Source organism: Sorangium sp. So ce367, assembly GCF_051520455.1.
Taxonomy (GTDB): domain Bacteria; phylum Myxococcota_A; class Polyangia; order Polyangiales; family Polyangiaceae; genus Sorangium; species Sorangium cellulosum_B.
Genome location: NZ_CP150334.1, coordinates 10,854,855 through 10,876,604, shown reverse-complemented (window position 1 = coordinate 10,876,604; position 21,750 = coordinate 10,854,855). Strand labels below are relative to the sequence as shown.

Sequence of the window (21,750 nt, the reverse complement as noted above, 5' to 3'; positions counted from 1 at the left end):
GTAAGCGGTTGTTGTTCAGTGAGACGTTGCGTTTGTCGCTCGCTGGTTGTGATGATTTCTGGAGCGTTTAATTCGTCTCTCCCGCGTCGATTGCTGGTGGTTCGTGCTGTCTGCATGGATTAGAGTCGCGCTCCGATGCATAACCGCTCCGACCAGTTCTCCAAGAGCTTGCTGCGAGACGGGCTGAGCCTCGTCTCGGCGGCGGAGACCGAGGTGGAGGTCCTGGCAGCGACACAGAAAATCGATGTCTACAGCGTGCCTGATCCAGCGCGGCACGCCGAGCGCGCCGGCATGGGCCTGCTTGGCGAGCTCTCGGCGGAGCCGAGTCTGTTCGAGCCGTTTCACCGCACGCCGAGCCTTCGTCTGATCCGCCAGTGCTTGCGCAAGCAGCTCACGTGGCATCACGAGCTCGAGCGCCGCGCCCGCTCTGCGTCCGGCTCCATCGTGTCGGACGAGGACGTCGACGCGCCGCCGCAGCCGGGGGTGGACTTCCCTGCGTTGGTCGTCATCGGCCCAGGGCGCCCTGAGACGGTGCTCGACGCCTACCGATGCGAGCCGGTGCAGCCAGGCGTCTACCACGCCGTGCCGGGCCTGGCGATGCGCGTCGTGGTGCTCGCCGAGCTGCCCCGGACGCGCGCGACGCTGCTCCTGCGGCTGCTCGGCTCGGGCCGCCTCCTGCGTGAGGCGCTGGCGGATCTGGCGGCGCTGCCGGACGATGCCTGGGAGAAGAGCATCGCCAAGCCATTGCTGGTACACTTCCGGCTCGGAAGACAGGAGCCGGCGAGCGACGAGGAGGACGAGGTGAGCGCAGAGATCCGGGCGTGGTTCGAGGATTACGAGAGGAACCTCCGGGCCGAGGAGCGAAAGGAAGGCCGTGCCGAGGAGGCGGCGCGTGCTGTGCTGATCGCGCTCCGGGCTCGAGGCATCGCCGTTCCGGACGTGGCGCGGGAGCGCATCCTGGCCGAGAAGAACCCGGAAACTCTGGAACGATGGCTTGAGCGGGCTGTCGTCGCCGCGTCGCTCGCCGAGGTGCTCGACGACCCCAGCTGAGCGGTGCCGGTCAAGCAAGGATCTCTCCGGAGACGCTGCCCGCTGCGGTGTACCGGTGGTGCGAGTAGCGGCACATCTTCAGGCATAGCGCACATCTACTTCGCGCGACCGGCATCGCCAGATGTGGCGAGAAAACACCTTTCGCCCTTCGCGTGGACTTCCCCTTCGTTCGACGGGCCACGGGCATGATCAGGTGTCGAGGCGCCGAAGGACGCCACGAGGCGGAGATCTCTCCGTTTCTCTGGCGTCCTTGGCGCCTTGATGGCTCAATCTTCATCGCCAGGTGCGCTGACCGTTCAGGGAGGTTGCATCGGATAGGCGCAGAGGCTGCCGAGCGGAAAGCGGTGCTGTGTTCTCTGGGCCTCCCTCGCCGAGCCCTGGATCTCGACTCGGTGCGACGCGCTCGAACGTCACGGCATCCGGCGATGCCTCCCGGGTTGACGCTACACGCCGTTCGCCCGATAGCTTCCGCATGCGTTCGGGGAACATCCAGGCCCTGCTCGGAGTCGGGCTGCGGTGGTGAGCTATCCCCCCCTGCGCGCGCGCGTGCTCGTGTTGGCGGCGCTCGCCGCCTGCCGTGACGGCTCGGGTACGCCGGGCGCCGGGCCGGCGCCCGACGCGGGTGCTGCAACGCCGGCGCCCTCCGTTGCGCCCACCGCGAGCGCGGCCAGCGCTCCGAGCGCGCCGTCGCTGGACGCGGGGGTGGGGGATGCGGCGGCACCGGACGCAGCAGCGGCAGACGCTGCAGCTTCGGACGCCGCCGCGCCAGACGCGGCAGCTCCAGACGCCGCCGCGCTGGGCGCAGGCTGCACGCTGCGCCGAGGGCCGCTCTCGCTCTCGCTCCGGGGGCCGGCGCTGCTCTGGTCTCCCGACGAGGCGGAGCGCGCCGACTTCCGGGTGATCTTCAACCGCGACGGCGTGGCGCAGCACGTCGCGCCGTCGTTCGGCGGGCTCACCGCGCCAGGCTCTCCGCCCGCGGAGGCCGCGCCCGACGCCGGGGATGGCAGCGGCGATCCAGCGCGCGCCTCGTGGCCGGCGTGCGTGATGGCCTCCCGGTTCGTGTACTGCATGGATCACGGCGGCACGATCCGGAGGACCCCGCTCGGCGGCGGCGAGGGGCCGCCCATCGGCGCCGGGCGCCGCGGCACGGGGATCTCCGCCGTCGCGCTGCCCGGAGGGCACACGCTGCTCGCGTTCCTCTCGGATCGGAAGACGACCGAGGGCGCCGTGACGCAGGCCTTTGCGGTGCTCGACGACGGGGCCGCCGTGCCGCTCTCCGAGGAGGGCAGCGGCGCCACCTTCGTCGCGCTGTCGCCCTGGAAGGGAGGCGCGCTGGCGATGTACATCGACGCGCGCTCGGCGCTGACGCCGGTGCACGCCCGCACGCTGGGGCTCACGGCGGAAGGCAAGCTCGAGATCGGCCCTGACGCTGTCGTCTTCGTCGGCGACGCGGGGGAATCGCGGATGGGCGGCGCGCTCGCCATCGGCGCCTCGGGGCCTGCGTACGTGCTCCTGCCGGCGGCGAAGGACATCTCGGCGTTCGGCATGGCGGCGATCCGCGTCGACGAGGCGCCGCGCGACGACATGCCCGCGGTCTGGTCGCTCTACCCGAACGGGCTCAGCCCCGCGCCGATCGCGGCCACGCAGGGCGTCTCGCCGATCCACGTGGCCCGGGTCCGGCCGGTCTCGCGCGAGCCCGGGGCGCGCCACGCGCTCGAGCTCGGGCAGCTCGACGGCGAAGGGCGGTTTCACGCGCGCTGCGTCGCGGTGGAGGGCAAGTCGTTCAAGCACGTGGCGATCGAGGCGGATCGCGGCGGCTCGCTGTGGATCGCGTACACGAACGCGGCCGGCACCTTCATCGAGCAGCGCGCCGCGGGGCCGTGATAAGCCAACCGCGTGGATTCGCGAATCCATCCCTATCGTAAATCTTAAGGAGTCGAGATGAAGCTAGGTTATTTGCCCAAGGGCATTTCATGGCCGCTCGTGTCGCTGATCGCGCTCGGCGTCGCTGGCTGCAGCGACGGCGGCGGCGGTGACGCTGGCAGCGCGGAGAGCGCCTCGTCCGCCGCCGGCGGGCCGGGCGGCGCGGGCGCGGTCGGTGCCAGCGCCGGCGCAGGGGAAGGGGGCGGGGACGGCGTCACGGCGGGCGCGGGCGCTGGCCCGGGCAGCTCCACGACGACCGGCTCCACCTCCTCGACGAGCGGCGGCGGCGGCGGCGGCGAGCCCAGCGCCACGAGCACCGGCGCGACCACCTCGACGGGAACGGGCAGCCAGCCGGTGAGCTGCGACTATCCCGCGGAGTACGCGAACGGATCCATCACCTTCTACACGCTCGACATGGGCTCGACCGAGGTGAACTGCAGTTACCCGATCGTCGGACGCAACCCGGACGTCGTCGGGCACGTCCCGTTCGGCGGAGGCCAGTACTTCGCCGCCATGAACACCGCCGACTACAACGCGGCGGCGATGTGCGGCGCGTGCGTCGAGGTCTCCCGGGACGACGGTCGCAAGGTGCAGGCCATGGTCGTGGACCAGTGCCCGATCGGCACGAACCCGAAGTGCAAGACGGGCCACATCGATCTCAGCAAGAACGCCTTTCTCAAGATCGGCGAAGAGCGCGAAGGGTATCTGGGGACCACGAACGGCGGCGCGGCGGGGAAGATCTCGTGGCGGTACATCCCGTGCCCGACGACGGGTGCAGTCTCCTTCCGGCTCAAGGAGCCGACAAACAAGAACTGGAACCAGATCCTCGTCGAGGGGCACGCGCACCCGATCGAGAAGCTGGAGGTGGAGATCAACGGCACGTGGAAGACGGCCACGCGGGAGCCGTACAATTATTTCGTCGTCGGCGATGGGAACATGGGGAATGCGCCGTACCATGTCCGCGTCACCGACATCAACGGTTCCACCGTGGAAGCGATGCTGGAGCTCAAGGCCGGAAACCAGCCCGCGAGCGGGCAGTTCGCCGCCTGCAACTGAGGCCGAGGCCTGCGCCCCCTGCTCGAGGGCGGCCGCCCGGAGGCCCGGTGGTGGACGCGCCCCTCGCCCGGAGCGGCCGGGCTCCCGCGGGCGTCGCGGCCGCGCCGGGCTGCGGGGAAGCGCGCTCGCCAGCCGGCTGGTCGCGGGGCCAGCTGGTAGGATGGCCGCTCCCTGCGGTCGGGACGCGCCGCCGGGATCTCCAGGAGAACACCGTGCAAGACCCTCGCCCCGCCCCGTCGCTGCTCACCGTCGACGACTTCGAGCGCGCAGCGCGCGCCCGGCTGTCGAAGATGGCTTATGACTACTACCGATCAGGCGCCGACGAGGGCCGCACGCTCCGCGAGAACCGGCGCGCCTTCCGCCGCCTCGAGATCCATTACCGCGTCCTCGTCGACGTGGCCGAGCGGGACATGAGCACGACGGTGCTCGGCACGAGGGTGCCGTTCCCCATCCTCGTGGCGCCGACGGCCTATCAGCGCCTCGCGCACCCCGACGGTGAGATCGCCTCCTCGCGGGCGGCCTCCGAGCTCGGCACCATCTTCACGCTCTCCACCCTCTCGACGACGAGCCTCGAGGCGGTCGCGGGCGCGTCTCCAGGGCCGAAGTGGTTCCAGCTCTACGTCCACAAGGATCGCGGCCTCACGCGCGCCCTCGTCGAGCGGGCCGAGTCCTCCGGCTACCGGGCGCTGATGCTGACCGTCGACACACCGGTCCTCGGCCGCCGGATAGCGGACGTGCGCAACGGCTTCGCGCTGCCCGAGGGGCTCGTGATGGCGAACCTCATCGACGCCGCGGCGGCCGCCCCGGCCGAGGAGCGGGGCTCTCTGCTCGCGTCCTACGTCGCCTCGCGACATGACGCCTCGCTGACATGGCGCGACGTCGGGTGGCTCGCCTCGCTCACGAAGCTCCCTATTCTGCTCAAGGGCATCGTCAGGCCGGACGACGCGGTCCGCGCGCTCGAGGCGGGCGCGGCCGGCGTCGTCGTCTCCAACCACGGCGCGCGGCAGCTCGACGGCGCCCCCGCGACGATCGAGGCCCTCCCTGCGATCGCCGACGCGGTCGCCGGCAGGTGCCCGGTGCTGATGGACGGCGGTATCCGGTGGGGTACCGACGTGCTGAAGGCGATCGCGCTCGGCGCCCGCGCGGTGCTGGTCGGACGCCCAGTCCTGTGGGGACTCGGCGCGCTCGGCGGCGAGGGCGTCGCGCGCGTGCTCGCGGGGTTGCGCGATGAGCTCTCGAACGCCATGGCGCTCGCCGGCTGTCCTACCCTGGCATCCATCGATCGCGACCTGGTCCGACGAGCTCAGGCGCGATGATGGATGCCTGAGTCGCACGAGCGCGGAGTTTTCCAAGATCGGCGCTGTCCCGCGTGCGGCCAGGCGGCGGACGGCGGCGATCGCGACGCGCACGTCGGTCACGTCGATGCATTGCCGCGGTCCGCTGAATCGAGGTGTCAAGGCGTCTTCGACGAAAGAAAAGGTGGCGGCCATTCAGCCTCACCCGTACACTCGGCCATCGTGAGCAGCGCAGTACTTGCGAGGGAGCGGTGGCGGAGGCTCTTCACGCGAGGCGCTGGCGCCTCCGGGGGGGAGCCCGCGCCCGAGGGAGCGGACCCGGCCATGGGGATTCGGCTCCGGCGTTTCGCGGGGCCGGCGGCCTACCTGGATCAGATGTCGTCGCTCCGGATTGCCCACCTGACCGATCAGCATGTCGGTCGCGTGACGTCGGTGCGGGTGCAGCGCGCGGCCGTCGCGCTGACGAACCTGCAGCGGCCCGACCTCGTCGTGCTCACGGGCGATTTCGTGTGTCACAGCCAGCTCTACCTCGATCAGCTGGAAGAGGTGGTGCGCGGCTTCCAGGCGCCGGTGATCGCCGTGCTGGGGAATCACGATCACTGGTCGGGCGCCGACGCGGTGAAGCGCGCGCTCGAGCGGGGCGGCGCCGCGGTGCTCTGCAACGCGAGCACGGTGATCACGCTGGGCCATGAGCGGCTCCAGGTGGTGGGGCTCGACGACGCGTATACGGGCCACGCGTCGCTCGAGAAGGCGGTGAAGGGGATGCGGCGCGATCTGCCGACGCTGGGCCTCTCGCACATCGCCGAGGAGGCGGACGGGCTCTGGCGCCATGGCATCCCGCTGGTGCTGTCGGGCCACACGCACGCCGGCCAGGTGACGGTCGCGCGCCTGAACGAGCTCTCGATCGGCAAGATCGCGGGGCACCGGTACATTCACGGGCTCTACGGCACGCGCAAGCGGGGGGAGCCTGGCCAGGGGGCGGTCTACGTCGGGGCGGGGATCGGCGCGGCGGTGATGCCGTTGCGCCTCGGCGAGCGGGGCCAGCGGGAGGTCGCGGTCTTCGAGCTCGGCAGCGAGCCGGGGTCGTTCGACGAGCACCACACGGAGCAGGTGCCGCACCTCGGGCGCAAGCCGACGCCGGAGCTCATGGCGAGCCGCGCGGCGAAGGTGGCGAGGAACCGGGAGCGGCGGGCGCGGGTGCACCGGCGCGGCGAGGGCAGCGTCGGCGGCGGAGAGCCGTAGCGGCGCCGAAGGCCGTCTCCGGTTGCGCGGATCGGACAGCCTGCCAGCGATATGTCTGGCGAGTGAAAAGAGATTTTAACGCAAAGGCGCAAAGGCGCAAAGACGCAAAAAAGAATAAATCTCACGTATTTTTGCGACTTTGCGACTTTGCGTCTTTGCGTTGAAATCTCTCCCTGGATCCCCGGCCGGACTCCTGGTCGATAAACTCAGTAGCGGAAGCCCAGGGCTCCCGAGGGCCCCCAGAGGATCGCCGAGGCGAGATCGACGTTCATCCGAGCCTCGAGGTAGATCGCGTGCTGATCGAGGGTGACGAGGTCGTAGCTCAGGTGCCCGCTGAACCCGAACGCCGTCGAGGTCATGGACGACGTTGACGTCGCGCGGGTCACCGCGAGCAGGAGCAGGCCAGCGCCTCCGCCGAGCCGGAAATCGCCGAGGTGGGTCTCCACCGCGAAGCTCGGGCGGAACATGCGCGCGGGGAGGCCGAACTCGGTAGCGCCGACGAAGCCCTCGAACCCCCCCCAGAGCGCGACGTGCTCGAGCGTGCCCCCGGCGGCGGCGCCGAAGCTCGCTCCATAGATGGCGAGGGAATAGAAGCTTTGCCACGAGCCCCCGGCGTGCAGCTTGACGCCGAAGCCGCGCTTCCACCCCGCCGGGCCCTCGGGTGCGGGCGCCCCAGGCGGCGCGGCCGGCGGCGCCTCCTGCGCGCTGGCGAGGGCCGGGGCGAGGAGCCCGCAGAGCGCGGCCGCGCCGCCCCATCGCCGGCTCGACGAGCGGATACGCCGCCTCATTGACACACCACCGGGCGCGCGACGCCTGCGCTCCCCCCCTCGGCGAGCTTCATGCGCGCCGCCGCCTGCTCGCAGACGTTGCTCGCGACGAGATCGCCGCACTCCCTCTCCTGGATGCACCGGCTCTCGTCGGCCGTGAGCCACAGCTCCTCGTTCCCGTTACAGCCGACGTTCTGCTGGCAGAGCGCGGGAGTCGCGGCGAACGACGGACAGCACTCTTCGAGATGCGCAGCCGCGTTTTCGCACAGGAACTCCTGCTCGCTGACGCCCATCCCGAGGGCGAGCGGCGCGACCAGGATGACGCACAGGATTCGACGGGCAGAGATCCACGATCTCACGTTCAACCTCGCTGCAAAGCGTGAAGGCGGCGCGACGGAGCGCGGCGCCCCCGGACGCCATGGCATCCTACCGCGAGCGCAGGCCCATGTCCTCGGTCTCGCCCCCCGCGCGCTCGAGGAACCCCGCGGGTCGGTCGATTCGCATTGACGCCCGACATGTGAACGTTCACATTTGGGGTCGCGCCCATCCTCCTTTGGCTTCGTCCGGTAGGGTACCGGGCCGCTCACGAACCTGAACTGGCCACGCGAACGAGGCGCGATACCTGGGCAACCACGTTTCGCGTCCCCAGCCTTAACTGCCGGCGCCCTCGCCGGACTGGTGTAAAATGAGAGTCTCTCTGATCGTAGCTCCTGCGATGTTGTTCCTTCTTGCCTGCGGCTCCGACGCCGACCCCCCTGCCGACGACCAGTCCAGCTCCAGCACGACGAGCGTTGCGGGTTCGGGCGGGGGAGCCTCGACGGCCGCCAGCACGAGCGCCTCCAGCAGCGTGAGCTCCAGCAGCAGCAGCGGCGGGACCGGCGGCAGCGGCGGCGCCGGCGGCAGCGGCGGCGCCGGTGGCAGCGGCGGCGAAGAAGAAAACCTGCTCGCCGCGGCCGACAGCATCGACGGCTTCCGCTGGGAGATGCCGTGCGACCGGGACCCGGGCAACAGCGACGAGTGTCCGTGTTCGGCGCTGGTCGACGAGACCAAGACGTTCGGCGGCTCGCCCGACACGGTCTATCTGGTGACCGTCCGGCTCCGCGGCGTCGTCGAGCCGGAGACCTACAAGGGCGGCACGTCCGACGGCAATCACTTCCGCGTGGGCGGTACACCCGACAACGCGACGTACAACCGCTACAGCATCTCTGTCTCCGACCCGGCCGAGGTCTACTGGCTCAACGATAACCCCACCGTGGGGCACGACACGTTCAAGATCGACCACACGAAGACCATTCCGATCCGGGGCGGATCCAAGGTGTCCTTCAAGGGCGAGGATCCGAATCACACCAGCATCGCCAACTTCAAGCATCTGGTCGTGGACGGCGTCCCCCCGGCGCCCGAGCCGTACGTCGGTCAATTCATCCAGCTCGACGTGCAGTCCGTCGAGAAGAAGCCGTGAACGCGCGCCGCGCCGCCCGCGCTCCTCGCGCTCGATCCGCCGCGGAGCGGGGCGGCGATCTCGCTCACTCGATCGGCGCGTCCACGCACGCGCCCCGCGCGTCGACGGAGGTGCCGCTCGCGGCCGCCGTGCAAGCGTTGGCGTACGTCTGGCCGTCACAGCCGCACACGGGCGCGAGCTCCTTCGTGCACACCTCGGGCTTCTCCGTGCAGGTGCCGGACGCGTCCGCGCGCCCGCAGATCGCGGAGGGCGCGTACTTGCAGTAGAGCCCCTCGCCGCACACGCGCGGCCCGCCGAGGGTGAAGCCGCCACAGCTCTCGCCGATCCCCACGATCGTGGGGCCGCACTCGCCCGCGCTCCTCACCGAGACGCCGGCCGTGGCCGCGACGCAGCCGTTGCTGTACGTGCGGCCATCGCAGCCGCACACCGGATCGTACTGCTGCGGGCACGCGTCGGGCATGAGCTTGCACGCGCCGCTCCGGTCGTACGCGCCGCAGTTCGCCTCGGGGGCGAAGTCGCAATATAGGCCCGCCGCGCAGCGTATACCGGCGATGCCCCCGCACATGCCGCCGGGCCGCGCGCGGGTGAATCCGCTCTCGCGCTCGAAATACGCCGGTACTTCCGCCACGTCGCTCACCGCGAGCGCGCCCTCCGCGGCCCAGGTCTCCTCCGCATCCGCGAGATCCGCGACCTCGGCATCATCGGATGTCGCCGTGCAGGCGGCGAGCGTCACAGCGAACACTGCACCCAGAACATGTGTCATCTTCATGATCGTGAAAACTCCTCGTGAGGAAGCGGCCCGGCGCTCCGGGCGTCTCCTCGGCCATGCGCATCGCGCGCGAGCTGGGCAACGCGTCGCTGCGCGATGTCGCCGTGTCCTCCAACGCGTCGAGCCCTGGCTCGACCTGGGGTGACAGTGCGTCGGCATGTCCGGACTCCAGCGCCTTGACGAACGCTCTCCTTCACGCCCCACGGCGTCTTCGCTCATCGACTCGGTGTTTGCTCGCTTTCCGCGTTTGCCGTTTGTCGTTCATTGAGCGTCGATTGCCGGTGAGCGCCTGCCGTCTGTCATCCCCGCTTGTCGTTCGTTGCCCGTTGTCGTTTGCAATCGGTGTTCCCTCGGAGAAGAGATGAGCCCGCCCGCCGCGGATCTTCGCGGCCTCGCGGGAGCGGGGAGCGGGGCGATCGCCAGGTCCGGGCGGGTCGAACGTCGAGAGGAGCGCGCGCGCTCCCTGTTTCCATCTCACCTGCGGCGATGCGGCGTTCCGCCACACGGGGGTGCGGGCTGTAGGAGCCCATCCCCTGAAGCGGGGCAGTTTGCTACGTGGAAGGCGGGAGGGGCGCTGCGCCGGTGGCCGTCCGGGCAGCGACGATTGTGGTGCTGACATAAGCAGCTCTGACGCGCCGCGAGGTGGCGGGGCGTCGAGGCAGCGATGCGTGCGGTGCGCGAGAGGAAGCGGGAAGACGTGCGGAAGACGTGCGGAAGACGTGCGAGGAGAGGGCGGAAGCGCGGGGAACCACGGGTGAGGCGGGGAACCACGGGTGAAGCGCTCGCCGCGCGCGCTTTCGTGACAGCTCGGCTGCGACCCCCCTTGCTTTTGCTGCGCGAGGACGGCTAAGTCTGGTTTTGCTCGAATGGTCCGTGCCAACGACAAGACGGCGAACAACCGCACCCCTCGGGAGCTCAACCGCTCCCTCGTCCTCGACCTCGTGCAAGAGCACGGCCCGATCTCCCGCACGAACCTCGCGCGGTTGAGCGGGCTGACCAAGCCGACGGTCTCGGCCATCATCGAGGAGCTGCTCGACAGCGGCAGCGTCCGCGATGTCGGGACCGAATCGCGCGGCGGGCGCCCGGCGCGCCTCCTCGAGTTCAACGACGACAGCGCGGCCTTCCTCGGCATCGAGATCGGTGTCGAGCAGACGGCCGTGGCCGTGGCTGACGCCCGCGGGCGGCTGCGGGCGCGGCTGGAGCAGCCCACCGTCCTGCGCGATCCGCACCGGACGGTCCGCGATATCGTCGAGCTCTTGCCGAAGGTGCTGCAGCTGAGTGGGGTGCCGCGGAAGAGGCTGCGCGGCGCCTGTGCGGTCTTGCCTGGGCTCATCGAGCGGCCGAGCGGCGTCTGCGTGCTTGCGCCCAACCTGGGCTGGGAGCGGTTCCCTGTGCGCGCGGAGCTCAGCCGCGCGCTTCGCATGCAGGTGCCTGTGTACAACCTGCCTCAGGCAGCGGCGGTGGCGGAAGGGGAGCTCGGCGCGGCGCGGGGGCACGCGTCGTATGTGTGGATCTATGTCGGGCTCGGCGTCGGCGCGGGCCTCGTCGCCGATGGACGTCTGTTCTTCGGGATGCAGGGATACAGCGGGGAGATCGGCCACTGCCGCATTGCGGACGACGGCCCGCCTTGCGGCTGCGGGCGCCGCGGATGTCTGGAGACGTTCGCCTCGGTCATGGCGCTCCGGCGCGCCGCGGAGGCGGCGTCGGCGCGCTCACCCCAGCTCGCCGCGCTCGCCCGCCCGCACGCCGTCAGCGCCATCGCGAGCGCGGCGCTCGCCGGCGACGAGAGCGCCCGCGCGATCTTCCACGAGGCGGGCACGCAGCTCGCGCGCGGCATCGCGGTCCTGCTGAACCTGCTCAACCCCCAGCTCATCGTGCTGGGCGGCGAGCTGCTGGCCGCGCCCGATATCCTGCTTGCCGGCGTGCGCGAGGAGCTGCCGCGCCACGCCGTCCGCGGCGGGGATGTGCCGGTCGTCGCCTCTCCGCTGGGCGGCGAGGCCGGCGTGCTCGGCGCCCTCCTGCTCGCGCGTGAGGGCGCGGTTCGCTCGCTCCGCCTCGTGCCCGACGGCGTGCTCCAGGACAGCGCGCCGTAGCTACCGGCGCCGCCGCGCGGGTCCGCCGGCGGTCTTCTTCTCTGCTGTTGGTTTCCCGAAGCGCGCATTGGATCGGGTTCTAGGCGAGCGAGGCCCGCTCTCCGCGCGCCGGGTCGCCCTTCGGGGCGGGCGACCCGGACCGCCCCTCGGCGAGGAGCGGCGCGAACGCGTGGCGATCATGCCAGGTGAGGGCGCCGAGCAGCCCGAGGAGGACGACGGCGTTGATGCCGGCGCGGGGGTCGAGCAGCAGGTGGAACAGGGCGATGTTCACCACGACCGGCCATAACAGCGCGAGCGCGAGGGGACGGCGGCGGCCCTGGAGGAGCAGGACCGCGGCGGCGATCTCGACGACCTTGACAGCATAGATGTAGCCGCTGTCGACAAGCAGCTGGACGAACGGGTGGAGCGGCTCGGGGACCGGCACGATGCGCACGAATCCGTTGATGCCGCCGAGCAGGACGATGAGGCCGAGGGCGACGCGGGCTGCGCCGACAGCGCGGGGGGGCATGGATCCTCCTTGGGTTCAGGGGATCACCATGGGCCCGGCCGTGTGGCCTCGGCTTGTACGAAGCGGCTGCGAGCGATCGAGCCCGGTGTGCGGCCCAGCGTGGCGACGATCGCGCGGGTCAGGTGGGCCTGGTCGTGGAAGCCACCGGCGAGCGCCGCCTGCGCCAGCGGGGTGCCGTCCGTGAGCGCCCGGATGGCCGTCAGCACGCGAAGGAAGGTCACGTAATCGCGCAGCGGGTGGCCGAAGGCGCCGTGAAACAGGTGGGAGAGCCGCGAGCGGGAGAGGCCGTCCGCGGCGGCGAGCGGGCCCAGCGCGGGGCGGCCCGGCGCCTGCTCCGCCAGGCGGCGCATGGCGCGGAGCACGCGGCGATCGACCGGCGGGCCGCCCGGCGCGAATGCACCGGCGCACGCCCTCATGAGCTCGTGCGTCGCCGCGTGATCGAGCCGGCCACGGAGCACGTCGCGCGCCGCCGCGCGCGCCCGCTCGGCCTGCGCGCCTTCGAGGACGAGCACCCGCCCGCGGGCGGCCGCCTGCGCGCCGGCGCCGAGCCCCTCGGGCGCAAGGAAGGTCGTCACCGTCGCGCCGGGAGAGCCGATGGAATGGGCGACCCCGGCGCCGGTGAGCACGGGCGCGCGCACCTCGAACGGCCGCCCGACCTCGGCCTCGATCTCGAGAGGCCCCTCGACCGGCACCACCAGCTTGACCAGGTGGAGCGCATGGCGGCGCGTCCCCCCGGCGCCCTCGACGATGTGCACGCCGCCGTGGCCGACAAGCGCCGTGTGCTCGAGGGCAGTCACGCTCGAGAGCACATCACGCGGGCGTGGACGCCGCAACCGCCGCAACCCGCGTGCCTCGTTGACGCTGCTGCCTCGAGCGGGCATAGGGGGGAGATGCGCAGAATCGTTATCGAAGGGATGACCTGCGGCCACTGCGTCCAGGCGGTCTCGAAGGCGCTCACGAAGGTCCCTGGCGTGACGCGGGTGAGCGAGGTGAGCCTCGAGCGGGGAGAGGCGGTCGTCGAGGGGAGCGCGGCGGCGGAGGCCCTCCTCGCGGCCGTGCGCGAGGCCGGCTACGAGGCGCGCGACGCTGGCTGACGCCGCGGTGCGCCGCGGCGCCGAAACGCGGCCGCCTTTGGTATGGTGGCGGCCACCATGACGCGACAGCAGAGCGAAGAGGGCTTTCCGGAAGGGTTCCTGTGGGGCGCCGCCGCGGCGTCGTACCAGATCGAGGGCGCGGCGCACGAGGACGGCAAGGGGCCGTCCGTGTGGGACATGTTCTGCAGGAAGCCGGACGCCGTGTGGAACGGCCAGACGGGCGACGTCGCGTGCGACCACTACCACCGGTACCCGGAGGACGTCGCCCTCATGCGCGACATCGGCCTCCGCGCCTATCGACTCAGCACCTCGTGGCCGCGCGTCCTCCCGGAGGGCACGGGCCCCGTCAACGAGCGCGGGCTCGCGTTCTACGATCGCCTCGTGGACGCGCTGCTCGAGGCGGGCGTCGAGCCCCACATCACGCTGTTCCACTGGGACTTTCCTCTCGCGCTCTACCACAAGGGCGGGTGGCTGAACCGCGACAGCGCCGACTGGTTCGCCGAGTACACGAGCGTCGTGGTCAGGAAGCTCGGCGATCGGGTGAAGGACTGGATGACGCTCAACGAGCCTCAGGTGTTCGCCGGCGCCGGCCACTACGAGGGGCGCCACGCCCCCGGCGACCGGCTGCGCTTCGCCGAGGTGCTCCGGGTCTGCCACCACGTCTTGCTCGCGCACGGCAAGTCGGTGCAGGCCATCCGCGCGGCGAGCCCCGGGAGGTGCAACGTCTATTATGCGCCCGTCGCGCAGGTGAAATACCCCGCGACCTCGTCGCCGGAGGATCTGGAGGCGGCGCGCGCGGCCACGTGGTCGGTGAACGCGCGGACCACGTGGACCAACACGTGGTGGATGGATCCCGTGTTCCTCGGCAGGTACCCCGAGGACGGGCTCCGCCTGTTCGCGAACGAGCTGCCCGAGGTCCGGAGCGGCGACATGGAGATCATCGCGCAGCCGGTCGATTTCTGCGGCGTGAACGTGTACTGGGGAGTCCCGGTGCGCGCCGGGGCGAACGGCGCAGCCGAGGTGGTGCCCCACCCGGTGGGACACCCGATCACCGCGTTCGAGTGGTCGGTCACCCCCGAGTGCCTCTACTGGGGGCCCAAATTCTTCTACGAGCGGTACAAGCGGCCCATCGTGATCACCGAGAACGGCCTGTCGACCCGGGACTGGATCTCGCTCGACGGGAAGGTGCACGACCCCCAGCGCATCGATTTCATGGCGCGTCATTTGATCGAGCTCCGCCGGGCGATCGCCGAGGGCGCGGTGGTGAACGGCTACTTCCACTGGTCGATCCTCGACAACTTCGAGTGGGCTCACGGCTACAAACACCGATTCGGCCTCGTCTTCGTCGACTACCCGACGGGCAAGCGTGTGCTCAAGGACTCGGCTCACTGGTATCGTGAGGTCATCGCCTCGAACGGCGCGACCCTCGGGGGGTGAGCGGGGCAGCGTCGCGCGCCGCGCCTCGAACTCTGCGGCACACGAGCCGGCTGAACGGCGGGTGGTGGGGTACTCACCCTACCCTGCTCGAATGACGGAACAGCAGGCCATCCGCCCGTGATCGCCGGGCGAATGGCCGTGTCGCCGGCGCCTGCTGCGCGGCCGCTCCTCGATGAAGCGCCTCGGTCGGCTCAGGAGGCGATCGGCTCGTCGCCGTCTTCGTCCTCGTCGTCTTCGTCCTCGTCTTCGAGCGACTCGTCGCCTCCGCCCGCCAGGTCGTACCCGTGCGGATCGAACCCATCAAACATGGCCTGCAGGCGCTCGCTCAGGGAATCCCACGTGTCCGGCGGCTCGCTCGCCTGGCGGTCCCGCTCGGCCAGGGCGAGCGCGGCGGCGACCACCGCCGTCAGCGGGCGCGCGTCCTGGAGCACCGCGACCTTCGAGGCGTCGCCGCTGCACGCGTAAGCCAGCAGATACGCCCTGTAGATCTCCTCATTCGTCTTGTCGCTCATTCCTGATCCTTCGTCCTTGTCGTCCGCGCGCCGCCTGTCGCCCCGTCGCCGTGCTCTGGCCTCCTGGGCGCCGTGGAACGCGGGGGCGCGAGCCTAGCCCATCTCGGCGGCCCTCGGGACCGCGTCGCGCCGGGAGCCCGCGCCACGCGGGCGCGGTCGGCTCAGTAGCGCAGCCGGTCCCGCAGGGCGCGCACCGCGCGCTCGAGCCCCTCGTGGTGGTGGAAGCAGCACTGCCCGATGCGCGGCTGGCACTGCGACGAGCGGAGCATCTCCAGGAACACGAGCGCGCGCGCGTCCCCCTCGAGCGCCGCGCGCTCGAAGAGCGCCTCCTTGCGCCGGCAGGGGGCCTCGCGCAGCGCCACGGCGATGCGCAGCGGGACGCTCGCGCGCTTCAGCACCTCGGGGCGGCGGAGCAGCGCCGCCGCGCGCTTTCCGCCCTGCGTGCCCCCGTAGCCGCTCCAGATCTCGTAGGCGATGTCGAGGCCCTCCGGGCCCAGGCGGCTCTCCAGCGCGTCGAAGATCGCGTCCGCGCGGCCGTCGGTCCGGTACGAGCTCTTCACGGCGACGGCGGCCGCGGCCGTCATCACGTCGCGTTGCTCGAAGGCGGCGCGATCCTTCTCGAGCAGCGTGAGCAGCGCGCTCTCCGCGTCGCCCCACCGCTTCGCCCGGACCGTCGCCACGAGGCGCTCGCGCTCGGCCGGGAGCCCGGCGCCCTCGAGCGGCTCCGGGCCGGCGAGCGCCGCGCCCGACGCGCCCGCGTCCGGCGCCGCCGTGCCCGCGTCCAGCGCCGCCGCGCCCGCGTCCAGCGCCGCCGCGACGTCGGCCGAGCCGGGGGCCGAGGCGCTCGCGACGGGCGCCTCGGAGGGGGCTTGCAGAGGGGTGCCGAGGGCATCCTGCGCCTGGGCGGCCGGCGCCCCGGCGGGGGCCGTCTGCGCCGCCGCGGGCGCCGCCTGGAGCTCCGGGCCGGCGGCCGCCGGGGCGCCCGCGCGCAGCCAGCCTGCGCCCGCGGGCAGCCGGCCGAGGAGCAGCGCGCCCGCCGCGCCCATCGCGGCCACGGCGGCCACCCCGAGCATCCAGCCCCACGCGCGCCCTCGCGCTCGTGGCCGGCTCCCTGCCGCCCCGCGCGCTGCCTTCCCGGGCGCCCCGCCGTCCGCGCCGGAGGCCCCGAGCTGCAGGTCGAACCCATCGGCCTCGGCGCCGCCGGTCGCCGCGCCGCCAGCGGCGGATCCCCTGGCCGCAGCGCCGCCGGCCGCGCCCGCGCGGTCTTGCCCTGCCGGCAGCTCGGGCGGCATGGCGTGCGGGATCGCGCGCAGCGGGTCGCTGAGCCGCCACGACCCGCTCGAGAGCGGCTCCTTCCAGGGGAGGAGGCCGAGCGCCTCGGACCTCGGCACGGCCGCGTCGAGCGCCGCGAGCAGCGCGCGGGCGTTCGCGGGGCGCTCCGCCGGGTCCTTGCGCAGGATGCGCATCACGAGCGCCTCGAGCTCGCGCGGCGCCGCCGTGCCCGGGGCGCGCAGCCGGAGCGGCGGCGGCGCCGTGTGGAGCTGCTCGCGGAAGATCTCGACGGGCAGGATCGCGTCGAACGGGTGCTTCCCGGCGAGCATCTCGTAGAGGATGAGCCCGAGCGCGTAGAGATCGGAGCGCTCGTCGACGTGATCCATGCCCTGCGCCGCCTCGGGCGCCATGTACGCGAGCGTGCCGAAGACCATGCCGCTCAGCGTGATCCGGCCGGCGTCGGGCCGCGCCTCGCTGCTGTGCGCGTCCGTCGTGGAGAGGCGCTCGATCGGCACCTTCGCCAGGCCGAAATCGATGAGCTTCACCGCGTCGGTGCCGTCCTCGACCATGACGTTGCGCGGCTTCAGATCGCGGTGGATGACGCCGCGCTCGTGCGCCGCGGCGAGCGCCGCCGCGATCTGCCGCGCGATCTCCGCGGCGCGCGGGGCAGGCAAGGGGCCCTTCTTGATGATGCGATCGAGCGTCGTGCCGCGGACGTGCTCCAGCACGAGGAACCGGGAGCCGTCGGGGAGGGTGCCGAAGTCGGTCGCCGAGGCGATGTTCGGGTGCTGGATGTGCGCGCCCGCGATCGCCTCGCGCTCGAAGCGCGCCGTGAGCTCCGGGGAGCCCTTCGCCGCGGGCAGGAGGAGCTTCACGGCCAGCCACTTGCGCAGGAGCAGGTGCTCGGCCTTGTAGACCGCGCCCATCCCGCCCGTCGCCACGAGCTCCACGATCCGGTACCGGTCCGAGAGGACCGTCCCGACCAGCTGGGCCGCCGCGCTCTCCGCGAGCGCGTTGCTCGCGGCGGGCGGCGGATCGCCGGGGGCAGGGGGCGGGGGAGCGCTCACGTGGGGCGTGAACTGTCCGGCCTACCCCGATTTTTGTCAAAGGTGGGCTGATGTGGCGTGGCCGCGCCGGCTTGCCTATTGAATTGGCCGGGCGCCCGGGCCAAAGGATGCGCCATGGCCGATCCCGTCCACGCCCTCGCCCGCGCACTCCAGGCGGCGATCACCGCCGCGTTCGGCGCCGAGCACGCCGCGGTTGATCCTTCCCTGCGCCGCTCCACCCACGCCGACTACCAGGCGAACGCCGCCATGGCGCTCGGCAAGCGCATCGGCAAGCCGCCGCGCGAGGTCGCGGCGGCGATCGTGGCGGCCCTGCAGCTCGACGGGATCTGCCGGAAGGTCGAGATCGCGGGCCCCGGGTTCGTGAACCTGACGCTCGAGGACGCGTACCTCACGCGCGAGCTCGCCGAGACGGCGGGCGGCGGGCGGCTCGGGATCGCGCCCGCGGCCGAGCCCGAGACGGTGATCGTCGACTACTCGGGCCCGAACGCCGCGAAGGAGATGCACGTCGGCCACCTCCGCAGCACGATCATCGGCGACGCCCTCGCGCGCGTGCTCGAGGCGCTCGGCCACCGCGTGATCCGCCAGAACCACCTCGGCGACTGGGGCACGCCGTTCGGCATGCTGATCGAGCACATGCTCGATCTCGGCGAGGCCGCGGCCTCGCAGGAGCTCTCGGTCGGCGATCTCGACGCGTTCTACCGGCAGGCGCGCGCCAAGTTCGACGGCGACCCGGCGTTCGCCGAGCGCTCGCGCCGCCGGGTCGTGCGGCTGCAGGGCGGCGACGAGCAGACCCTCGCGCTCTGGCGGCAGCTCGTGCGCGAGTCGACGCGCTACTTCGAGTCGGTCTACCGCCGCCTCGGCGTGACCTTGACCGACGCGGATTTCGCCGGCGAGAGCTTCTACAACCCGATGCTGCCCGACGTCATCGAGGAGCTCGGTCGCAAGGGGCTGGCGCGCGAGAGCGAGGGCGCCCTCTGCGTCTTCCCGGCCGGCTTCACCGGCAAGGGCGGCGAGCCGCTGCCGCTCATCGTGCGCAAGCAGGACGGCGGCTACGGCTACGCCACGACGGATCTCGCCGCGATCCGCCACCGCCTCACCACGGTCGGCGCGCGCCGGATCGTCTACGTCGTCGGCGCGCCGCAGAGCCAGCACTTCGCGATGGTCTTCGCGACCGCGCGCGAGGCGGGCTGGCTCGCGCCGCCGGCCCGGGCCGAGCACGTGGCGTTCGGCTCGGTGCTCGGGGCCGACAAGAAGATGTTCAAGACGAGGAGCGGCGACACCGTGAAGCTCTCGGACCTGCTCGACGAGGCCACGGAGCGCGCGTCGAAGGTGGTGCGGGAGAAGAACCCCGAGCTCGACGCCGAGGCCGCTGACGCCGTGGCGCGGGCGGTCGGCGTGGGCGCGGTGAAGTACGCCGATCTCTCGAGCGACCGGATCAAGGACTACGTGTTCGACTGGGATCGCATGCTGGCGTTCGAGGGGAACACGGCGCCCTACCTGATGTACGCGCACGCCCGCATCCGCTCGATCTTCCGGAAGGCCGGCGTGGAGTCGCCGCGCGAGGCCGGGATCGTGCTGAGCGAGCCGGCGGAGCGGGCGCTCGCGCTGGAGCTGCTCCGGTTCGGCGCCGTGCTCGAGGACGTGGCGGCCACGCTCGAGCCGCACCGCCTGTGCGGTTACCTTTTCGAGCTCGCCGGTTCGTTCACGAGCTTCTACGAGCGCTGCCCGGTGCTCCGGGCCGAGAGCGACGACGTGCGCCGCTCGCGCCTCGCGCTCTGTGATCTGACGGCGGAGGTGCTGGCGAAGGGCCTCGGCCTGCTCGGGATCGAGGCGCCGGAGCGGATGTAGCGCGTCCGGCAGCGGCGCCCGCCCCTGCCTGCGTCCGGCGATCGCGCGTCCGCCTGAGGATGCGCACCTGCCTGAGCTGCGCGTGCCTGTCCGCGCATTCGAACCGAGGTTGCGCTCGCCCGCTCGAGGTTGCGCGCGACGTCGGTCCGTTCTCTCTGGCAAAGTGCAGCATGATCGAACAACGATTGGCTCTCCCCTGCGCCGGCATGGCCGTGATGGCGGTGCTCGCCGTCGCATTCGGGTGCTCCGCGGTGGGCGGCGCGTCCGTGCAGGGGGGTGGGGGAGACGGGCGCGAGGAGCCCTCGGGGACCATCGGCGAGGACGGCCCCGGCGGGCTCGATGAGCCGGGCGAGCCAGGGCTGGGCCCCGGTGACGCAATCCCCATCACCGATCCCAACGTGGATGGCGACGGGGACGGGTTCACGCCCGCGGAGGGCGACTGCAACGATGTTGATGAAAATGTGAATCCAGGCGCGATCGAGGTCCAGGTCACCGAGGCTGACGCGAGCGGCCAGATCCCCGCGCCGGCGGACGAGGATTGCAACGGGGTGATCGACGACGTGCCGCCGCCGTGCGACGAGGGCCTCTCGCTGGAGGACTTCGATCCGGCGAACGGGGCCAAGGCGATCGACCTTTGCGCCGTGGCGTCCCGTGAGGACAGGCGGTGGGGTGTGCTCTCCGCGAGGTATGTCCGCGGGGACGGCTCGCCTGCAGAGCGGTCGCCCGCGGTTGGCCTCTTCGATGGGTTCGGTCCCAACGTGCACGTGCAGGGCGGCGCGCGCCTGCTCGCGCTCTCGACGGGGAGCGCACGCCTGCCTGGCCACCCCGACGCCTGCTGGTCCGGGAGCTGCGCGAGCTATGGTCCCGGCTCCGCGCCGCCCGGGTTCCCTCAGGACAACCCTTCCTGTCCTCCGTCCAGCTTCATCAACGACGACGTCGGCCTCGAGGTCGTCCTCCGCGCGCCGACGAACGCGACCGGCTACGAGTTCCTCTTCAAGTTCTATACGTTCGAATACCCGGAGTGGGTCTGCGAGGACTTCAACGATCAGTTCGTCGCGCTGGCGACGCCCGCGCCTCCCGGGTCGTACAACGGCAATCTCTCGTTCGACGGGGAGGGAAGGCCGGTCAGCGTCAATATCGCGTTCTTCGATGTCTGCGACGGATGTCCGCTCGGCTCGAGTGAGCTCGTGGGGACGGGGTTCAGCCCGCGCCGCGACGGCGGCACCCGGTGGCTCAAGACCCGCGCGCCGGTGCATGGCGGCGAGGAGATCTCGCTCCGGTTCATCCTGTTCGACACCGGCGACGATCGCTTCGACTCGACCGCGCTCATCGATGGCTTCCGCTGGATCGCGACCGGCGGCACGGTCAGCCTGGAGACGGTGCCCGTGGTCCAGTTCCTCTGAGGCGAGGGGCGCTCTTCCCACGCGCCGACGCTTCGTCGGGGTGGGGTCGCGAGGCCTGGTCACGTCGCTGGGCGCTCCGGGCTACCGGCACGTCCGGCAGTCCCCGCCGCAATCCACGGCGAGCTCGCTTCCATTCAGGACCCCGTCGTCGCACGAGGGCGGCTGGCAGACACGCTCCCTGCACACGCCGGACCCGCAGTTCTCGCCGGTGAGGCACGCCTCGCCCGCGGGGCAGAGCGGGCACGAGCGCGTGCCGCAGTCGACGCCGGTCTCGAAGCCGTTCGCCACGCCGTCGACGCAGGTCGGAGCCTGGCAAACCCCCAGGCGACACACGCCCTCCTTGCAGTCGATGCCCGTCTCGCACGAGGCGCCGAAGCCGCAAGGCTTGCACGAGCCGCCGCAGTCGCGGTCGGTCTCTCCTTCGTCCTCATCCGTGACGTCATTGCTGCAGTGCGGGGGGATGCAGGCGTCCGCCGTGCAGGTCCAGCCCTTGAGGCACTCCTCGCAATTCCAGATCTGGATGACACCACCACTCCCCTCGCAGGAAAGGAAAAAAGGCGCCGTCAGCCCCAATGCAATGACGCGTCGAAGCATGGTGCTCGCTCTTCTCGTAGTTGATGGTCTGGTGACGATGACAGTACATCATGCACGGGCATCGAGGGCACCGATCTGGCTTTTTGCGCGCGGATTTATAGCATTCCGGACTGGTGGTCCGGATTGTCAAATAATCGACATGAAGTGGTCCTCGGCGTGCGAGCGCCCTGATCCGACGCGCGGAGATCGGACACGCAGAGATGGGACGTGCAGAGTAAGGCGGGTGAGGAGAGGGGAGGGGGCTCATCCACCACGCGCCACGCGAGAGGGGCCGCAGCGGCCGTTCTCTACGGATCGGCAGGAGCGCGCCGCTCGATGGCTCTCGCGCCCGACAGGACCGCACCGAGCGCGCCGGCTGGAC

19 protein-coding genes are annotated in these 21,750 nt (G+C 71.5%); 11 read left to right on the top strand and 8 right to left on the bottom strand.

Features of this window, described 5'->3' with window-relative positions; translation table 11 throughout:
* Nucleotides 1-135 precede the first annotated feature (135 nt).
* From WME97_RS41230 to WME97_RS41210, 5 genes are all read left to right on the top strand, one after another.
* Complete coding sequence (locus WME97_RS41230) at nucleotides 136-1,050, top strand: hypothetical protein (protein WP_437545999.1); 915 nt, start codon at nucleotides 136-138, stop codon at nucleotides 1,048-1,050.
* A 519-nt stretch (nucleotides 1,051-1,569) separates the two neighbouring features.
* Nucleotides 1,570-2,934 carry a hypothetical protein gene (locus WME97_RS41225; protein ID WP_437545998.1) on the top strand — a complete coding sequence of 455 codons (1,365 nt, stop codon included), beginning with the start codon at nucleotides 1,570-1,572 and terminating at the stop codon, nucleotides 2,932-2,934.
* Nucleotides 2,935-2,991: 57 nt separating this feature from the next.
* Nucleotides 2,992-4,029 carry an expansin EXLX1 family cellulose-binding protein gene (locus WME97_RS41220; protein ID WP_437545996.1) on the top strand — a complete coding sequence of 346 codons (1,038 nt, stop codon included), beginning with the start codon at nucleotides 2,992-2,994 and terminating at the stop codon, nucleotides 4,027-4,029.
* Between the two features lie 212 nt (nucleotides 4,030-4,241).
* A complete protein-coding gene (locus WME97_RS41215; protein ID WP_437545994.1) occupies nucleotides 4,242-5,345 on the top strand; it encodes an alpha-hydroxy acid oxidase in 1,104 nt (367 codons plus the stop codon).
* 303 nt (nucleotides 5,346-5,648) lie between these two features.
* Nucleotides 5,649-6,566, top strand: coding sequence for a metallophosphoesterase (locus WME97_RS41210; RefSeq protein WP_437545992.1), 918 nt, complete (start codon nucleotides 5,649-5,651; stop codon nucleotides 6,564-6,566).
* A 206-nt stretch (nucleotides 6,567-6,772) separates the two neighbouring features.
* On the opposite strand, the gene WME97_RS41205 is transcribed toward WME97_RS41210, so the two are convergent.
* Both WME97_RS41205 and WME97_RS41200 read right to left on the bottom strand, forming a co-directional pair.
* Complete coding sequence (locus WME97_RS41205; protein ID WP_437545990.1) at nucleotides 6,773-7,354, bottom strand: hypothetical protein; 582 nt, start codon at nucleotides 7,352-7,354, stop codon at nucleotides 6,773-6,775.
* Nucleotides 7,351-7,692, bottom strand: coding sequence for a hypothetical protein (locus WME97_RS41200; RefSeq protein ID WP_437545988.1), 342 nt, complete (start codon nucleotides 7,690-7,692; stop codon nucleotides 7,351-7,353). The genes WME97_RS41205 and WME97_RS41200 overlap by 4 nt, the downstream gene beginning before the upstream one ends.
* 356 nt (nucleotides 7,693-8,048) lie before the next feature.
* Here WME97_RS41200 and WME97_RS41195 point away from each other — a divergent pair, with 356 nt between their 5' ends.
* The gene (locus WME97_RS41195) at nucleotides 8,049-8,792 is read left to right on the top strand and encodes a hypothetical protein (RefSeq protein ID WP_437545986.1); all 744 of its coding nucleotides are present in this window, start codon (nucleotides 8,049-8,051) and stop codon (nucleotides 8,790-8,792) included.
* Nucleotides 8,793-8,856: 64 nt separating this feature from the next.
* On the opposite strand, the gene WME97_RS41190 is transcribed toward WME97_RS41195, so the two are convergent.
* Nucleotides 8,857-9,561, bottom strand: coding sequence for a Kazal-type serine protease inhibitor domain-containing protein (locus WME97_RS41190; RefSeq protein ID WP_437545984.1), 705 nt, complete (start codon nucleotides 9,559-9,561; stop codon nucleotides 8,857-8,859).
* 866 nt (nucleotides 9,562-10,427) lie between these two features.
* Here WME97_RS41190 and WME97_RS41185 point away from each other — a divergent pair.
* Nucleotides 10,428-11,654: an ROK family protein gene (locus tag WME97_RS41185; RefSeq protein WP_437545982.1), complete on the top strand. Its 1,227-nt coding sequence runs from the start codon at nucleotides 10,428-10,430 to the stop codon at nucleotides 11,652-11,654.
* A 79-nt stretch (nucleotides 11,655-11,733) separates the two neighbouring features.
* Here WME97_RS41185 and WME97_RS41180 read toward each other — a convergent pair whose 3' ends face one another.
* Both WME97_RS41180 and WME97_RS41175 read right to left on the bottom strand, forming a co-directional pair.
* The gene (locus WME97_RS41180; RefSeq protein WP_437545980.1) at nucleotides 11,734-12,162 is read right to left on the bottom strand and encodes a membrane spanning transport protein; all 429 of its coding nucleotides are present in this window, start codon (nucleotides 12,160-12,162) and stop codon (nucleotides 11,734-11,736) included.
* 23 nt (nucleotides 12,163-12,185) lie between these two features.
* Nucleotides 12,186-12,959, bottom strand: coding sequence for a helix-turn-helix domain-containing protein (locus WME97_RS41175; RefSeq protein ID WP_437545978.1), 774 nt, complete (start codon nucleotides 12,957-12,959; stop codon nucleotides 12,186-12,188).
* Between the two features lie 93 nt (nucleotides 12,960-13,052).
* Between WME97_RS41175 and WME97_RS41170 the strand changes: the two genes are divergently transcribed.
* Both WME97_RS41170 and WME97_RS41165 read left to right on the top strand, forming a co-directional pair.
* On the top strand, nucleotides 13,053-13,256 hold the full coding sequence (locus WME97_RS41170; protein WP_437545976.1) for a CopZ family metallochaperone: 204 nt from the start codon (nucleotides 13,053-13,055) through the stop codon (nucleotides 13,254-13,256).
* 57 nt (nucleotides 13,257-13,313) lie between these two features.
* On the top strand, nucleotides 13,314-14,693 hold the full coding sequence (locus WME97_RS41165) for a GH1 family beta-glucosidase (protein ID WP_437545975.1): 1,380 nt from the start codon (nucleotides 13,314-13,316) through the stop codon (nucleotides 14,691-14,693).
* Between the two features lie 191 nt (nucleotides 14,694-14,884).
* Here WME97_RS41165 and WME97_RS41160 read toward each other — a convergent pair whose 3' ends face one another.
* Nucleotides 14,885-15,205, bottom strand: coding sequence for a hypothetical protein (locus WME97_RS41160; RefSeq protein ID WP_437545973.1), 321 nt, complete (start codon nucleotides 15,203-15,205; stop codon nucleotides 14,885-14,887).
* 161 nt (nucleotides 15,206-15,366) lie between these two features.
* Nucleotides 15,367-17,544, bottom strand: coding sequence for a protein kinase domain-containing protein (locus WME97_RS41155; RefSeq protein ID WP_437545971.1), 2,178 nt, complete (start codon nucleotides 17,542-17,544; stop codon nucleotides 15,367-15,369).
* A 114-nt stretch (nucleotides 17,545-17,658) separates the two neighbouring features.
* Here WME97_RS41155 and argS point away from each other — a divergent pair, with 114 nt between their 5' ends.
* Nucleotides 17,659-19,392 carry an arginine--tRNA ligase gene (gene argS, locus WME97_RS41150; RefSeq protein WP_437545969.1) on the top strand — a complete coding sequence of 578 codons (1,734 nt, stop codon included), beginning with the start codon at nucleotides 17,659-17,661 and terminating at the stop codon, nucleotides 19,390-19,392.
* Nucleotides 19,393-19,562: 170 nt separating this feature from the next.
* Nucleotides 19,563-20,795, top strand: a complete 1,233-nt coding sequence (locus WME97_RS41145) for a choice-of-anchor L domain-containing protein (protein WP_437545967.1) — start codon at nucleotides 19,563-19,565, stop codon at nucleotides 20,793-20,795.
* An 81-nt stretch (nucleotides 20,796-20,876) separates the two neighbouring features.
* On the opposite strand, the gene WME97_RS41140 is transcribed toward WME97_RS41145, so the two are convergent.
* A complete protein-coding gene (locus tag WME97_RS41140) occupies nucleotides 20,877-21,389 on the bottom strand; it encodes a hypothetical protein (protein WP_437545965.1) in 513 nt (170 codons plus the stop codon).
* Nucleotides 21,390-21,750: the final 361 nt, after the last annotated feature.

Coding starts and splice junctions, on each gene's coding strand:
- WME97_RS41190 (WP_437545984.1), bottom strand. CDS start 9,561: ATGAAGATGACACATGTTCTGGGTGCAGTGTTCGCTGTGACGCTCGCC.
- WME97_RS41145 (WP_437545967.1), top strand. CDS start 19,563: ATGATCGAACAACGATTGGCTCTCCCCTGCGCCGGCATGGCCGTGATG.
- WME97_RS41210 (WP_437545992.1), top strand. CDS start 5,649: ATGGGGATTCGGCTCCGGCGTTTCGCGGGGCCGGCGGCCTACCTGGAT.
- WME97_RS41160 (WP_437545973.1), bottom strand. CDS start 15,205: ATGAGCGACAAGACGAATGAGGAGATCTACAGGGCGTATCTGCTGGCT.
- WME97_RS41170 (WP_437545976.1), top strand. CDS start 13,053: ATGCGCAGAATCGTTATCGAAGGGATGACCTGCGGCCACTGCGTCCAG.
- WME97_RS41220 (WP_437545996.1), top strand. CDS start 2,992: ATGAAGCTAGGTTATTTGCCCAAGGGCATTTCATGGCCGCTCGTGTCG.
- WME97_RS41205 (WP_437545990.1), bottom strand. CDS start 7,354: ATGAGGCGGCGTATCCGCTCGTCGAGCCGGCGATGGGGCGGCGCGGCC.
- WME97_RS41140 (WP_437545965.1), bottom strand. CDS start 21,389: ATGCTTCGACGCGTCATTGCATTGGGGCTGACGGCGCCTTTTTTCCTT.
- WME97_RS41165 (WP_437545975.1), top strand. CDS start 13,314: ATGACGCGACAGCAGAGCGAAGAGGGCTTTCCGGAAGGGTTCCTGTGG.
- WME97_RS41230 (WP_437545999.1), top strand. CDS start 136: ATGCATAACCGCTCCGACCAGTTCTCCAAGAGCTTGCTGCGAGACGGG.
- argS (WP_437545969.1), top strand. CDS start 17,659: ATGGCCGATCCCGTCCACGCCCTCGCCCGCGCACTCCAGGCGGCGATC.
- WME97_RS41195 (WP_437545986.1), top strand. CDS start 8,049: ATGTTGTTCCTTCTTGCCTGCGGCTCCGACGCCGACCCCCCTGCCGAC.
- WME97_RS41180 (WP_437545980.1), bottom strand. CDS start 12,162: ATGCCCCCCCGCGCTGTCGGCGCAGCCCGCGTCGCCCTCGGCCTCATC.
- WME97_RS41185 (WP_437545982.1), top strand. CDS start 10,428: ATGGTCCGTGCCAACGACAAGACGGCGAACAACCGCACCCCTCGGGAG.